The organism is Streptomyces sp. HUAS YS2 (genome assembly GCF_033343995.1).
In the GTDB taxonomy this organism is placed as follows: domain Bacteria; phylum Actinomycetota; class Actinomycetes; order Streptomycetales; family Streptomycetaceae; genus Streptomyces; species Streptomyces solicathayae.
The window spans coordinates 168,780-183,885 of sequence record NZ_CP137573.1; the positions used below are offsets into that span (position 1 = coordinate 168,780).

The 15,106-nt window shown below is 71.0% G+C and carries 10 protein-coding genes and 1 pseudogene; 6 read left to right on the forward strand and 5 right to left on the reverse strand.

Features of this window, described 5'->3' with window-relative positions:
* The first annotated feature begins 20 nt into the window (after positions 1-20).
* The 4 genes from R2D22_RS00795 (at position 21) to R2D22_RS00810 (ending at position 6,563) form a co-directional block, all read left to right on the forward strand.
* On the forward strand, positions 21-2,426 hold the full coding sequence (locus R2D22_RS00795; RefSeq protein ID WP_318100146.1) for a polysaccharide lyase 8 family protein: 2,406 nt from the start codon (positions 21-23) through the stop codon (positions 2,424-2,426).
* A 93-nt stretch (positions 2,427-2,519) separates the two neighbouring features.
* On the forward strand, positions 2,520-4,442 hold the full coding sequence (locus R2D22_RS00800; RefSeq protein ID WP_318100148.1) for a DUF2264 domain-containing protein: 1,923 nt from the start codon (positions 2,520-2,522) through the stop codon (positions 4,440-4,442).
* Between the two features lie 175 nt (positions 4,443-4,617).
* The gene (locus R2D22_RS00805) at positions 4,618-6,117 is read left to right on the forward strand and encodes an MFS transporter (protein WP_318100150.1); all 1,500 of its coding nucleotides are present in this window, start codon (positions 4,618-4,620) and stop codon (positions 6,115-6,117) included.
* A gap of 242 nt (positions 6,118-6,359) precedes the next feature.
* Positions 6,360-6,563 carry a hypothetical protein gene (locus tag R2D22_RS00810; protein ID WP_318100152.1) on the forward strand — a complete coding sequence of 68 codons (204 nt, stop codon included), beginning with the start codon at positions 6,360-6,362 and terminating at the stop codon, positions 6,561-6,563.
* A 90-nt stretch (positions 6,564-6,653) separates the two neighbouring features.
* On the opposite strand, the gene R2D22_RS00815 is transcribed toward R2D22_RS00810, so the two are convergent.
* Positions 6,654-7,511 carry a haloalkane dehalogenase gene (locus R2D22_RS00815; RefSeq protein ID WP_318100154.1) on the reverse strand — a complete coding sequence of 286 codons (858 nt, stop codon included), beginning with the start codon at positions 7,509-7,511 and terminating at the stop codon, positions 6,654-6,656.
* Positions 7,512-7,618: 107 nt separating this feature from the next.
* Here R2D22_RS00815 and R2D22_RS00820 point away from each other — a divergent pair, with 107 nt between their 5' ends.
* Both R2D22_RS00820 and R2D22_RS00825 read left to right on the forward strand, forming a co-directional pair.
* A complete protein-coding gene (locus R2D22_RS00820; RefSeq protein WP_318100156.1) occupies positions 7,619-8,221 on the forward strand; it encodes a TetR/AcrR family transcriptional regulator in 603 nt (200 codons plus the stop codon).
* Positions 8,209-8,364 (forward strand): annotated as a pseudogene (locus R2D22_RS00825) (IS5/IS1182 family transposase); the annotation flags it as partial. The gene R2D22_RS00820 and the pseudogene R2D22_RS00825, both read left to right, overlap by 13 nt.
* 87 nt (positions 8,365-8,451) lie before the next feature.
* On the opposite strand, the gene R2D22_RS00830 reads toward R2D22_RS00825, so the two are convergent.
* From R2D22_RS00830 to R2D22_RS00845, 4 genes are all read right to left on the reverse strand, one after another.
* Entirely contained in the window at positions 8,452-9,654 is a 1,203-nt protein-coding gene (locus tag R2D22_RS00830) for a Gfo/Idh/MocA family protein (RefSeq protein WP_318100158.1), read from the reverse strand.
* Between the two features lie 63 nt (positions 9,655-9,717).
* Positions 9,718-11,937 (reverse strand): right-handed parallel beta-helix repeat-containing protein, encoded by a 2,220-nt coding sequence (locus R2D22_RS00835; RefSeq protein WP_318100160.1) that lies wholly within the window; start codon positions 11,935-11,937, stop codon positions 9,718-9,720.
* Between the two features lie 8 nt (positions 11,938-11,945).
* Positions 11,946-13,388, reverse strand: a complete 1,443-nt coding sequence (locus R2D22_RS00840) for a M1 family metallopeptidase (RefSeq protein WP_318100161.1) — start codon at positions 13,386-13,388, stop codon at positions 11,946-11,948.
* On the reverse strand, positions 13,385-15,073 hold the full coding sequence (locus tag R2D22_RS00845) for a type 2 periplasmic-binding domain-containing protein (protein ID WP_318100163.1): 1,689 nt from the start codon (positions 15,071-15,073) through the stop codon (positions 13,385-13,387). Before R2D22_RS00845 ends, R2D22_RS00840 begins: the two co-directional genes overlap by 4 nt.
* Between the last annotated feature and the right edge of the window lie 33 nt (positions 15,074-15,106).

Here is a 15,106-nt window from a genome sequence, read left to right on the forward strand (position 1 = left end):
CCCCGTCCGGGAGGACCACCGTGACCGACTTCCAGCCCCGCAGACGCGCCCTCCTCGCCGCCGGCATCGGCGCCCTCCTCCTCCCGGTCACCGCCGGGGCGGGCACCGCCCACGCCGACTCCGCTCCTCCGGCCACCGACTCCTTCGCCGCCCTGCGGGCCCGCGCGGCGGAGCTGGCCACCGGCGGCGCCATCGACCCCCTCGACCCCGTGTACACCACCGCGCTGACGTCCCTGAACTCCTCGGCGGCGGCGCAGTGGGCGGCCCTGGACCGGAGCGCCGGCCGCACCGCTCTCTGGTCGGACCTCGCCCCCGTCACAGCACCGTCCAATTTCACCCTCTCGTACGGGCGGCTGCTCACCCTGGCCACGGCCTGGGCGACCCCGGGCGCCGCGCTGCGCGGCGACGAGGAGGTCGCCGCGGCGGTCGTCGAGGGGCTGGCCTTCCTCTTCGACCGGGCGTACAACCCCGCGAAGCCCGAGTCCGGCAACTGGTGGTTCTGGGAGATCGGCGCGCCGCGCAACCTCATGGACGTCTGCGTCCTGCTCCACGACCGGATCGCTCCCGAGCGGATCGCGAACTACTGCGCCGTCGTGGACCGGTTCTGCGCGAATCCCGACCGCCGCACCAACCTGCCCACCCTCGCCGAGACCGGCGCCAACCGGGCCGACAAGGCGGCGATCGTCGCGCTGCGCGGCATCGTCGGGGGCAGCGCCGACAAGCTCGCCCTGGCCCGCGACGGGCTGTCCGACGCCCGCGACGCGGGGCGGAACAGTCTCTTCCGGTACGTCGCCTCGGGCGACGGCTTCTACTTGGACGGCTCGTTCATCCAGCACAACGACGTCGCCTACACCGGCACGTACGGCAACGTCCTGCTCAGCCGGGTCGCCTACCTCGCCGCCCTGCTCGCCGACTCGGACTGGCGCATCACCGACGCCGGCATCTCGGTGATCCACGAGTCTGTGGAGCGGAGTTTCGCCGCCGTCACCTTCGACGGGCTGATGATGGACGCGGTACGGGGACGGGCGGTCTCCCGGAACCGTGAGCGGGACTTCCACACCGGGTCCGGCACGACCTCCAACGTGCTGCTGCTCGCCATGGGCGCGCCGCCGGAGTACGCCGCCCGATGGCGTTCGATCGCGAAGGGCTGGATCGAGCGCAACACCGCCACGCCCTACCTCCCGCTCGTCGGTATCGCCGCGACCCGGCGGGCGAGCGCCGTCCTCTCGGACCCGGCGATCCCCGCCGCCCCGCCGCCCGTCGGTCACACCGTCTTCGCCGACATGGACCGGGTCGTGCACCGACGACCCGCGTGGACGCTGGCACTCAGCCTGTCGTCGAAGCGGATCGCGGCGTACGAGGCGGGCAACGGCGAGAACCTGCACGGCTGGCACACGGGCGACGGGATGACGTACCTGTACGACGCCGATCGCGCCCAGTACTCGGACGACTTCTGGCCCACCGTCGATCCGTACCGGCTGCCGGGGACCACCGTGGACACCCGGCCGCGGGCGGACGCCGGCAGCACGCCGGGGACGAGCACGTACCGGCCGGCCAACACCGTCGCCGGCGGCGCCGTCCTCGACGGCCGCTACGGGGCGGCCGCGATGGAGCTGATCGGGAACGGCAGCACGTTGCGCGCCAGGAAGGCGTGGTTCTGCCTGGACGACGCGGTGGTCGCGCTGGGAGCCGGGATCACGGCCTCCGACGGCCGCACGATCGAGACGGTGGTCGAGAACCGCAATCTGCACGCCGAGGGCGCCAACCTGCTCACCGTCGACGGACGGGACGTGACCGACGTCGTCGGGCGGGCGACGCCGTTCCCCGGTGCCGGGTGGGCCCACCTGGAAGGGGTGGGCGGCTACGTCTTCCCCGGAGGGGCCGACCTGCAGGCCCTCCGCGAGGATCGCGCCGGCGCCTGGAGCGACATCAACACCGGTGCGGACACCGGGGGTTCGGGTGACACGACGACCCGCCGGTACGCGACCCTCTGGCTCGACCACGGCGTCTCGCCGGCCGACGCGGGATACGCGTACGTGCTGCTGCCCGGCTTCAGCCCGGCGCGGACCGCCGCCTGGGCAGCGTCCCGTCCCGTGGAGATCGTCGCCAACACCGCCGCGGCGCAGGCGATCCGGGTGCGCGCGCTCGGACTGATCGCCGTCCACTTCTGGGCGGCCGGCAGCGTCGCCGGGATCACCTCGAGCGGCCCCGGCACGGTCCTGCTCCGACGACGCGACGAGGGGGTGTCCGTGGCCGTCGCGGACCCCGGCCGTACGGGCACGACGCTCACCGTCGAACTGCCGTGGGCGGTCGAGGGCGTGCGGAGTACCGACGACACCGTCACGGTCGCCTCCGGCCGCCGACCGGTCCTGACTGTCCGCGTCGGCGGCTCACGCGGGCACACGCACGCCGCCGAACTGTTCTGATCTCCGAGGCCCCCGGCGGTCGCCCCGGCCCAGCGCCAGCCCCGGCTCCGGCCCCGACCCTGTAAGCCGCCCGCCCCAGGAAATGAGGGTTCCATGCCCGCGCCCCACGTGTCCCTGCCGCCCACCGACCGGGTGCTGTCACCGCGCACCGGATGGACCCGCGCCCACTGGGAGGCGGTAGCCGACGCGCTGCTCGCGGGCGTGGCGCCGTACGCCACGCCCGGCTTCGCCCAGTACCGACTGCCGGGCCGGGGCAGCTGGTCGGGAATCGTCTGCGACGGACTCGAAGGCTATGCGCGGACGTTCCTGCTCGCGGCTCTCCGCATCGCCGGGGCGGGCGGCGACGTGGATCCGCGGCTCGTCGAACGGTACGCGGCCGGCCTGGCGGCCGGGACCGATCCGGCGTCCGGCGAGGCCTGGCCCCGGCTGACGGACTGCTCGCAGCAGATGGTCGAGGCCGCGTCCGTCGCCATCGGCCTGCACGAGACCCGGCCCTGGATCTGGGACCGGCTTGACCCCCGCGTCCAGGAACGGGTCGTCGACTGGTTCTCCGGCTTCGTCGGCGCCCGGACCTGGGACAACAACTGGCGGCTCTTCCAGGTCGTCTCCGAGCAGTTCCTGGCCTCCGTCGGGGCCCCGTACGAGCAGGCGGACATCGACGGCGGCCTGGACCGGATCGAGGACTGGTACCTCGGCGACGGCTGGTACACCGACGGCGACGGCCGGAACTTCGACTACTACAACGGCTGGGCGCTGCACCTGTATCCGCTGCTGTGGGCGCGGATCGCCGGTGACGAGGACGGCGACCGGGCGAAGGTCTACAAGGAGCGCCTCACCGCGTTCCTCCGCGGCTACGTGCACTTCTTCGGCGGCGACGGCGCGCCCGTGCACCAGGGCCGCTCGCTGGCGTACCGCTACGCCGCCCTGGCCCCGGTGTGGATGGGCGCGCTGACCGGAGCCACCCCGTACGCCCCCGGTCTGACGCGCCGTCTGGCGTCGGGATCGGTACGGTACTTCACCGAGTGTGGCGTCCCCGACGAGCGCGGGCTGCTCCCGCTGGGCTGGTACGACACCTTCCTGCCCAGCACCCAGCCGTACTCCGGACCCGCCTCGCCGTACTGGGCGAGCAAGGGCTTCCTCGGGCTGCTCCTTCCGGCCGACCACGAGGTGTGGACGGCACGGGAGCTGCCCCTGCCCGTCGAGGAGGCCGATCAGTACACCGCCCTGCCGGTGCCGGGCTGGCTGCTGCACGGCACCCGGCACGACGGCATTGTCCGGCTGGTCAACCACGGTAGCGACCACCATCCGCCCGAGCCCGCGGAGGTCTTGGCCGACCCGCACTACGCCGCGCTCGCCTACTCCACCCACACCGCGCCGCAGAGCGCCCCGCACGCCTGGGAGCGGACGGCCGACAACCACATCGCCCTGGTCGACGCGGACGGAGCCGTGAGCCGCCGCGTCCGCATCCGTCCGCTCGGCGCCGAGGGCCGCCGGGCCGCCTCGTGGCACGCGGCCCGGCTTCCCGGCCACGACACCGCGTACCGCATCGGGACGACCTCGCTGCTGCACGGGCCCTGGGAGGTCCGGGTGCACCGCGTCGAGGCGCCGCCCGGCGCCACGGTGCGCGAGGGAGGGCACGCGCTCGCCGGGCCGGAGCGGCCGGCCGGGCACACCGGACCGTACTGGGCGATGGCCCGCCGCCTCGACGGCCTGACCAGCGCGGTCGTCGGCCTGTACGGGTGGGACGAGACGGCCGAGGTGGCCCGCGACATCGAGGCCAACGCCTTCGGCCCGCATTCGGCGGTCCCCTACCTCCGGTCTCCCGCCCATCCGGGAGGACGCAGTCTCCACGTGACCCTCGTCGTCCTCTCGGGCGACGCCGTCCACCCGGAGGAGCTCCGTACGGCCGTCGAGGTCTCCGTGGAAGGCGACGCGGGCAGCGCCGAAGGTGACGACGCTACGGACGCTCCCGCCGTGACGATCCGCTTCCCGGACGGAACCGAACTGCACGCCTGACATCGACCGCAAGCCGACCTGTCGGCGTCGACCCCCACATTCATTGACATTGTCAATTGTTTACTTAAGCACCTCAACCATTTACTTGACCACCTCAAGCATCGGAGCCTACCGTCGTCACATTACTTGAAGACATGAAATATCTACGAGCTGAAGCACCGAGAAGGCCCCACCCATGAGTCACGAGATCACCCCGCCCGCCGCCGATCCCCGGCGCGAGACGCTCGTCGTCCTCGCGCTGAGCCTCGCCGCCATGGTCGTGTCGATGATGCAGACCCTGCCGGTCCCGATCCTCGGCCTCATCCGTGCCGACCTGGGCACCTCGGCCGCGAACGTGAGCTGGGTGACCACCGCCACCCTGCTCTCCGCCGCCGTCTTCACCCCGCTGCTCGGCCGCTTCGGCGACCAGCACGGCAAGAAGCCCACCCTGGTCGCCGTCCTCGGCGTCATGGTCGCCGGCTCCGTCGTCGCCGCCCTGGCGACCTCGCTCCCCCTGCTGATCCTCGGCCGCGTCCTCCAGGGCGCCGCCACCGCGATCTTCCCGCTCGCACTGTCCGTGCTGCGCGAGGAGGTCCGCCCGCAGAAGCTGCCCGGCGCGATGTCCCTGGTCAGCGGCACCCTCGCCTTCGGCAGCGGCCTCGCGCTCGTCGCCACCGGCCTGCTCACCTCCGGCTCCGACGCCGACTACCGCAGCGCCTTCTGGATGGCCACCGGCTTCGCCGCAATCGCCCTGCTCGCCGTCGTGTTCCTGGTCCCCGCGACCCGCCACAAGACCGGTGGCCGCACCGACTTCCTCGGCGCCCTCACCCTCGGCGCCAGCCTGCTGCTGCTCCTGCTGCCGATCTCGCAGGGCCACGAGTGGGGCTGGACCTCCGGCCGCGTCCTCGGCAGCTTCGCAGCCGCGGCCGTCATGACCGCCGTCTGGGTCCTCACCGAGCTCAAGGTCCGCGAACCGCTCGTCGACATGCGGATGTTCGTGCACCGGCCGGTGCTCATGGCCAACCTGGCCGGCGTCCTCGTCGGCTTCGGCATGTTCGCGAACTTCCTGGGCGTCTCGTACCTCGTCCAGATGCCCGAGGCCCTCACCGGCTACGGCTTCGGCGCGTCGATCCTGCGCGCCTCCGTCGAGTTCCTGCTGCCCGGCGCGATCGTCTCCCTCCTCGCCTCGCCGGTCGGCGGCCGGCTCGTCCGCCACCGCGGTCCGCGCACCGCGCTGGCCCTGGCCGCCGTCCTCGGCGCCGTGGGCTTCGCCTGGCTCGCCCTCGACCACGGCCACACCCCCTCGGTGATCGGCGCGGGTGTGATCGTCGGCGCGGCCGTCAGCTTCGGATACGCGGCCATGCCCGCTGTCATCATGGCGAGCGTCCCCCACCACCAGAGCGGCATCGCCAACGGCATCAACTCCATCTCCCGCTCCACCGGCAGCGCGATCGGCAGCGCCGTGGTCACCACGATCCTGGCCTCGAAGACCATCGAGCACCTGCCCGCAGGCGTCCCGGCCCTGCCCGCCGAGTCCGGCTTCACCCTCACCTTCTGGATCGGCGCCGCCGCCTTCGCACTCGTCGCGGTCATCGCCCGCCTAGGCCTGCGGACCGGCCGGGCACCCCTCACCGACCGGGTGAACACGCCGGCCGCCGCGAAGGGCGCCGAGAAGGAGAAGGCAACCGTGGCATGACGACCGTGGCCCAGTGCCGCGACGCCTCTGGCAGGGAAGGCTGCCCGCGTGGCGGAGGACCCGCTCGGCTCACTCGTCGACAAAAGCGCCTCTGCTTCCGATGTCGTTCCACCACGAGTCTGCGCAGGTCGCCGTCCGGAGGGGGCGTACCCGCCTCCAGGCGGCCTCAAGGAAGGTGACGATCGAATCACGAGTCGGCGGGCGCCCGTGGCGTTGTGGCACAGGCAGCCGTTCATGGGGGCATGACCTTCACTCCGCCTGACGAGGAGCATCCGGCCGCACTCCTCGGCGTCTACTGGCTCGACCGCACTCACGGCGTCCACGGCGGCAGCGGGCGCTGTCGGCAGCGGAGCGAACGGCTGTCCTCAGTGGTGCTGTACGTGATGACCGCCCTCGCCGCCACGAGCGTGCTCGCTGCACTTGCCGGCGCACTCGAATCACCCTGACGGCAGGGGCCGCGACCGTTCGGGAGCGGAATTCACGGGCGGCGTGCCTCACGGCATGCTCGCGGCTCCGCGACGTTGGTGATGACTGACTCAGTGAAATCGTTCGGCGATCGCTGCCGCGATCTGATCCGGTGCGTCTTCCTGGATGAAGTGCTTCGCCTGGCGGAGTTCGACGATGGCGAGGTCGGTGAACGAGGAGCGAATCCGCGGGATGCACGCTGTCGGCCGGAACACCATGTCCCGCATGCCCCATACCGCCAGCGTCGGCTTGTCACCCAGGCAGGCAGGTACGTCCCGGGCGAGTTTCTCCAGCAGTGGGCGTGCGGCGCGGATCTCCCGGGGCATGACCGTGAGTCCACGTCGGGCTTGCTTCGTGGGCTGCACCCTGCGGTAGTGGTCGGCCTCGGCTGCGGTCAGGGTGGGACCCGTTCTGCCGAGCAGGAACTGTTCTACGAGAAGGTTCTGTTCGAGGATGCGCCGTTGCATGGGACGGCTGCTCATGATCACGCTGAACGCCCGATTCGCCAGCGGCTCGATCGGCCAGAACGCGGTGTTGCCCAGCACGAGCCCCTTGACGCGATCTGCGCGCGTGGTCGCCGCGCCGAGCCCGATGGGGCCACCCCAGTCCTGTCCCATCAGGACGAAGCCGTCGAGCTGCAGATGGTCGATCAGCTCACCGACGACTGCCGTGTGCTCCGAGATCGTGTAGTCGAAGCCGGCCGGGCGCGCGGACAAGCCGAAGCCCAGGTAGTCGACAGCAATGCAGCGATACTGGTGGCGCAGGCTCTTCACGATGTGGCGGTAGAGGAAACTCCAGGTGGGAGAGCCATGGCAGAACACAATCGGTGGCCCGGTCCCCTCGTCGATGTAGTGAACCCGACCGGCGGACGAGTCGAACCAGCGTGACTCGAAGGGATACAGGCTCGGGTCGGGAACGAAATCGATCATGGCGCTCTCCTCCTGGTCTCCCCCACGCCCTGTCGGCCCGTACCCTCATGACCACTACAGGTGTAGAGCCTCCGTGAATCAAGACTCTACACCTGTAGCATCGAGTCGTGTCTTCGAATGTGGCGAGTGGCAGTGAGCGGCGGAACGCGATCGCGGACAGCGGGATCCGCATCATCGCCCGCGACGGTGTGCGCGCCCTGACGCATCGAGCCGTCGACCGCGAGGCGGGGATCCCGCAGGGATCGACCTCGTACCATGCGAAGACGCGGCTCGCGCTGCTGGAACTCATCGTCGACGCACTCGCTGCCCGTTCGAAGGCTGACACCGACGAACTCGCCGACTCCCTGAACACGACGTTCGAGCCCGAACGCCGGCTCGGCATCGACGAGCTTGCCGCGCAGCTCGCAGGACTCGTCGAGACTCTCGCCTCACGTCGCGACGACATGAGAGCCCGATACGCCCTCCTCCTCGAACTCGACGACGCGCCACACCTTCGAGCAAAGCTGACGGCAGAGTCCGCGGTCCACGCCATCGCCCACCAGGTGTCAGCGTCAGCCCTCGCCGCAGCAGGACTGCCCAGCTCCGACGCACACGTTGAAGAACTCATCGCCCTCACGGACTCACTGGTGTTCTACCGAACCGCCATCAACGAGACCGCCTCGCCGCAGGGCACCCTTACCGCCTACCTGCACGGCATCGCCTCGACCTAGTCTCCAACCGCAAGCGGCTGGGCCGCTTCGGCGGCCGCCCGCCGGCCTTCGACCGCGAGACCAACAGGCGGCGCAACACCGTCGAGCGCTGCATCAACAAGCTCAAGCTGTGGCGCCTGGCCACCCGACACGACAAGAACGCCACCATCCAAGTCGGCGGAACGACACCACCCGTCTGCTGACGCCCGTCCGGGAGGCCTCAGTTCCTGGGCCCCCTCAGCGTCCGGGCCTCAGCGCCCGAGGCGCTGTTGCCCTCGCTCGAAGTAGGTGACCAGCTCCGGGTCGAGGGGTGGGATCTCGCGCGGGGCTCCGCCGTCGCGCAGGGAATCCGTCGCCTGGACGCCGGTCGCGACGGCCATTCGCGCAGCGACCGGCGAGGTGTCGGTGCGGCCGCCGTCGCGTACGAAACGTAGGAACTCGTCGACGAGCAGGGGGTCGGCCCCGCCGTGGCCCGCGTTGTCCTCGGCCGCCGGGACGGGGTACTGGGCGTCGGCCTCGGGGCGGTGTCCCGACCGGCGGGAGTTCCACACCTTCACCACTCCCCCGGGTCCGTCGCCGAAGTTCTCCAGGCGGCCCGCGTCGCCGATGACGGTGTAGTTGCGCCAGTAGTCGGGGGTGAAGTGGCACTGCTGGTAGGCCGCCAGAACCCCGTTGTCGAGGCGCATGTTGACCAGCGAGACGTCCTCGACGTCGATGACGGGGTTGAGGCCGCGCTGGGTGTGCGGGGGCCAGTGGCCGTCCTTGGTGTACCAGTCGTCCGCCTTGGGTTCGCCGGGCTCGCGGCGGTGCGGGTTGTCGCCGTACACCATGAGGTCGCCGAGGGCCTGGACGCGGCGCGTCCAGCCGTTCGCGAGCCAGTGGATCACGTCGATGTCGTGGGCGGCCTTCTGCAGCAACAGACCGGTCGTGTACCGCTGTTCGGCGTGCCAGTCCTTGAAGTACCAGTCGCCCCCGTAGCCCACGAAGTGCCGTACCCACACGGTCTTGACCTCGCCGATCTCGCCGCGCGCGATGATGTCGCGCATCAGGCGGACGACCGGCATGTGGCGCAGGTTGTGGCCGACGTAGAGGCGGGTGCCGGTCTCGTACGCGGTGCGGAGGATCTCGTCGCACCGCTCGACCTCGATGTCGAGGGGCTTCTCGACGAAGACGGGCTTGCCCGCCTTCAGTGCCTCGCAGGCGACGTCGGCGTGGGTGTGGTCGGGGGTGAGGACCAGGACCGCGTCGACGTCGGGGTCGGCGATCACCTCGCGGTGGTCGCCGGTGATGGTGGCGCCGGGGAAGGCGAGCGCCCCCGCCGTCCGCGCCGCGGCGTCGTGGTCCGCGAGCGCGGTGACGCGGGAGCCGGCGCCCGGCCGGTGGGCGGTACGGGCGAGGGAGCCGCGCAGTCCGTACCCGAGGACGCCGAGGCGCAGATCGGAGGGGGCGTTCATGGCCTGCCTTCTCTCGTACGAGGCTTGGGGGTTACAGGGTTACGGAGTTGCGCCGCTACGGGGTTACGGGTGGACCAGGACGTGGGACAGGGCGACGCGACCGGTTCCAGTGAGCTCGATCCGTACGAACCGGGCCTCGGTGTCGGTGTCCAGGAGGGTGGGCCGGAGCGCCTTGCCCGTGACGTGGACCGTCGTCGCGTCGGAGAAGTCGGCCTTGGTCGCGAGGCGGACGTCGAAGTCGGCGGTGGTCATGGAGCTGTTGTTCCACACTTCGATCTGTCCGACGTGGCTCACGGCGCCGAGGTCCAGCTGCCACCAGGCGCCGGGCTCCGCGAGCGTGCGGGTGTCGGTGGTGGTGTCGCCGTCGGTGGCGCGGGTGGCCGCGGCGGTGCCGTCGGTGGACGACTGGGTCGCGGTGCCGGTCCGGGCCAGGTCGGGACGGAGCTGTTCGACGCGGCCGCGTCCGTCCGCGCCGGCCGCTTCCGCGACCTTCAGTGCCTCGGTGGGCAGGACGTCGAGCCCGGTCAGGTTGTCGGTCATGGTCGAGCCCGTGCCGGCGAGGGCGGGGGCCGCGGTGTCGGTCCAGTTGCCGGTGGCGTGGTTGTCGATGCCGTAGTCGGCCCAGTTGGAGACCCACTTGTAGCCGATGCGGGTGATCACGTTGCGGGCGACGGTGATGTGGCTGGACTGTTCGTCGAGGTAGATGCCGTTGCCGTCGCGCTCGGTGTTGCCGTGCGCGCTGCGGTTGATGTAGTTCCCGGAGATGACGGTGCCGGGCTGGGCGCCCTGGGTGTAGACGGCGCCGCCGTCGTGCTGGTCGTACGCGGCGCGCATGACATTGGTGATGCGGTTGTTCGTGATGCGGTTGTCGCGCAGGACGGAGGCCTGAGCATCGGGCTGGTTCCAGCCCCAGCCGACGGAGATGCCGGAGTACGGCAGGTCATCGAGCGTGTTGTGGTCAACGACCGTCCCGGCCTCGTAGCCCGCCCAGATGCCGACGGCGTCGGTGTACTCCACTCCGGCGCGGCGGACGGTGTTGTACGACACCGTGTTGCGGGCGCCCGCGAGTTCGGCGGCCGGCTGGGGTTCGGTGTCGCCGATGTAGGCGGCGCCGGAGGACAGGTCGGTGAACCGGGAGCGGGTCAGCGTCGAGTCCTGGGTACCTTGTTCGAAGATCACGCCCGCGCCGCCGAGGTGGCTGAACGACGCTCCCTCGACGACCACGTGCCGGCCGCCACGGACGGTGAGCGCGGCGGCGGGCTTGGTGTAGTGGCGGCCCGCGTGGTCCTCGGGGCCGGTGGCGCCGGTCAGGGTGAGTCCGGCCTGCGTGCCCGCGTAGCCCTCGTCGGTGGAGGGCTGGTGGTAGGCGGCGTACGCGAATCCGATGCCGGTGACGCGCACGTCGTGGGCGCCGTCGAGGGTGAGCAGGTTCTCGGTGATCGGGGTGACGGCCTTGGCGTGCCGCATGTCCTCGCCGGTGCGCGGCAGGTAGGTGACCGTGCGCGCGGCCGAGTTCCAGACGAACTCGCCGGGCTCGTCGAGGAGTTCTCGGGCGTTCTCGAAGAAGGAGACCTTGGAGTAGCGGGTCGAGTCTACGGTGGTGGTGTCCCAGGCGGGTCCGGTGCGGCCGGTCCCGGAGGCCGCGTTGGTCCAGCAGGGCTGGGCGAAGGTCATCACGTCGCCGCTGACCCCGGCGATCCGGCAGTGGTAGTTCCGCCACCGGACCCGGATGACGGCCTCGGCGTCGGTGGGCCGGGCCCAGTGCGCGATGCCGGTGGCCTGAGCGCCGGTCATGCCGGTCCGGGTTGCGTCGCAGACGGCGGCGGGGCAGGCATCGCCGCGCGCCCGTACGGCACGCTCGCCGGCGACGAAGAGCTGGCGCGGCGTGACGCCTTCGGGGGCTGGGGCCGTCCAGGTGCCGTCCGGGTTCGCGTACCAGCCGGTGAGCGCCCGGCCGCCGGAGAGCACCGGGTGGGCTTCGGGCGCGGCTGTCCAGGTGACGGTGTGCCCGTCGCGTCCGGAGTCGGCAGCGCCGAGCTCCAGGGGGCGGTTCAACGTGTAGGTTCCGTCGCCCAGTTCAATGCGTACGTCGCGGCCGTCGACCGATCGGGCGGCGTCACGGGCGCCTTCGAGCGAGCAGGGCCGGACCGGCGTGCAGGCCGTACCCGAGCCGTCGGGAGCAGCGTGGAGGGTGCGGGGCGCCGGCTCGGCCTGCGCGGCCGGAGTGGTGGACAGCAGGGTGGCGGCGACGGCGATCCCCGCCGCCAGGGGGAAGCGGTTCATGGTCGGCCTCAGCTCCAGTCGGGGTGTCCGGGCATGGCCGGGTTGTCCGTGCTGAACAGCCAGTCCTCCAGGAAGGGCCGCAGGGTGGGGTCGTGGGTGACGCGTACGGCGTTGTCGATGAAGTCCTGGGAGCCGGCGTTGTCGTGCCGGTTCTTGAGCAGCCAGGACTTCATGAGCGCGTCGAACTCCTCCTGTCCGACCCGCTGGTTCAGGGCGTACAGGGTGACGGCGGCGCCGTCGTAGATGTTGAACCCACCGAGGGCGGTGGGGAGTCCGGGTGGCCCGTCGGTCTTGCGGACGGCGTCGAGCTTGCCGTACGCCGTGCGCATCTTGGCCTCCATGGAGGCGGTGCCCTGCTGGTCGGCCCAGAGGGCGGCGTAGTAGACGGCCGGCCCTTCGTTCAGCCAGGCGTTCTGCCAGTCGATCGGAGTGACCGAGTCTCCGAACCACTGGTGGGTCAGCTCGTGGATCATTACGTTCGTGTACGTCGTCGAGGTGTCGGCGTTCTTGAACCAGCCGGGTCCGAACAGGGACAGGGTCTGGTTCTCCAGGGCGTCGCCGTAACCGTCGCGGACGATCTGCATCCCGTACGTGTCGAAGGGGTAGCGGACGCCGAGGGTCTGCTCCAGCCAGCCGATCTGCTCGCCGGTCTGCTCGACGATCGGCCGGTAGGTGTCGACCTGGTCGGCCGGAACATAGTGGCGCAGCCGCACGCCGTGCGGTCCCTCCCCGGTCAGGAGGGTCTGCTTGGCCACGGATATGCCGAGGAGTTCGGAGGCCATGGGGGCGTCGAGGCGGAAGTCGTGGGTGGTCCTCCCCTCGCCGGCGGGGCGGGTGCCGGTGGCCGTGCCGTTGGCGGCGGGCGTCCAGCTGTCGGGCGCGGTGAGATGGAAGGTCCAGCTCGCCTTGTCCCTCGGGGTGTCGTTGACGGGGGCGAAGGTGTCGGCGCGGGACGACTGCGCCGCGGAGACGAAGCCGCCGTCGCTCATGTGGCGCCAGCCGGGGGCGCCGATCGGCTTGGTCTTCCCGTTCCCGTGGTAGCGGACGGCGACGTCGAAGGGGCGGTGCTCGTACAGACCGCCGGCCGGGGTGACGGTGAGTTCCTGGCCGCTCTTGCCGGGCGAGACCGCCCAGGCGGCGTCCTCGCCGTTCACCGTGACCGCGTCGACGGCGAGGGAGTCGATGTCGAGGTTGAAGGAGGAGAGGTCCTGGGTGGCGGTCGCGGAGATCTTCATGGTGCCGGTGAAGTCGTAGGTCAGCGGGGTGAAGTCGAACGACAGGTCGTAGTGCGTGACGTCGTAGCCGCCGTTGCCGAGCGTCGGGAACAGGGGGTCGCCGACGCCGTCGGAGCCGGGCTTCGGGTCGAACGGGGCGGCCTGGGCCGGGGCGGCGAGCGCGAGGGCCGCCACGGCCGAGACGGTGGCGATGGCGGCGCGGATGCTGCGGATCACTTGCCGGCTCCCTTCTGGGCGGAGTCCTTCTGGGCGGCTTCCTGGAACTCGGCGCGGGCCTTCTCCCCGCCCTTGGCGAGGTAGTCCTCGACCAGGGCGTCGTAGTCCTTCATGGACTTGCGGCCGGAGATGATGTCCTTGAGGCCGTCCCGCTTCAGGGTCGCGAGGCTGCCGCTGCCCTGGGAGTCCCAGGTCGGCGACGTGTAGTTCAGGAACTCGGCCTGCACCAGCTTCGGGATCATCCTGGTGTACGCCTCGTGGACGTGGCGGACGGCGTTCTCGGAGGTGGTGGAGAAGAGCGAGGGGATGCCGGAGGCGAGCTTCCCCCAGGGAACGGCGACGTCCTGGCTGCCCTGCTCGGTGAGCACCGGGTTGCCCTTGGCGTCGCGCCGGTGGTCGGTGCCTTCGACCCCGTACGTGATGAGGGTGTACTCCTCGGTCCCGAAAGGGGCCGCGATGAAGTCGAGGAGCCCCAGGACCTGCTCGACGCGTTCCTTGGACGCCTTCTTGAGGTACGACTGGCTGAGGGTGGCGTTGTCCGTCCACGAGACGGCCTTCGCTCCGACGGGGACGAACGGCCGCACGTCGTAGCTCTTGTCGATGGCCGCCATCGAGTCCACGTATCCGGTGGACGGCTGGAGGTAGGCGGGGATCCCGTCGAAGACGTAGGCACCCCTGCCGTTCTTGAAGAGGTCCGTGTACTGGGCCTTCTGCGCGCCCGACATCGCGAGGGTGCCGGGGTAGTAGCAGCCCGCCTTGTACAGCCTGGCGGCCATCTCGACCGCGGAGCGGTACTCGGCGGTCTCGAGGTCGGCGGTGAACCTCCCGGTCTTCTTGTCCATCGCCCAGAGATACGGCGCGCCCGCCGACATGGCGAGCATGGTCGTGACCCCGGCGACGACGGCGTACTGCTGCTTCTTCGGCTGCGTCAGCTCCTTGCAGACCTCGAAGAAGCGCTCGAGGTCGGTGATCTGGTCGAGGCTGTCCACGCCGACCTGCTTGAACAGGTCGTGCCGGTAGAAGCCGGCGCCGGCGGTGCCGTAGCGGGTGATCGGAACGCCGTACAGCTTGTCGCCGTAGAGGCCCTGCTGCCATGCGGTCGCCGGGATCGCCGCGAGGTTCGGGTACGCCTTGACCGCGTCCCCTCCCAGGAACGGCGTCAGGTCGGCGCACTTGGCGGCGAGGAAGGCGGCCTTCTGGTCGACGCCTCCGGTCTCGGGGTACATGAAGACGTCCGCGAGGTCGTCACCGGCGACCATGGTGGAGAACTTCGCCGGGTAGTCGTCGGCCGCGACGGCGGTGACGTCGACCGTTCCGCCGAGCCGCTTCTCGATGGCCTGCCAGGCCGCGTTCTTGTCGCGGGCGGCCGCGGGGGGCGCGAAGGTCTCGGTCATCGCCCGCACCGGCTGGGCGCCCTTGAGCGGCGTCCCCCGGACGGAGCGGACGGGGGTCTTCGGGTAGCTGAAGAAGCCGTTGGGCACGCCGGCCGGCGTGCCGGGCAGGTCTGCCCGGACGTTGTTGGCCGCGGCGGTGGCCGGCAGCGCGCTCCGGTTCTTCGCGGCGGACTTGCCCGCCACCGCGCCGTCGCCGCAGGCGGTGAGCAGAGGGGTGGCGGCGAGCCCGATGCCGAGGCCAAGCGTGGTACGGAGCACGGTCCTGCGGTTGATGGGGGTGGAGCGCGACACGGTGAACTCCTCGGTGGGGAGGTGACATGAACG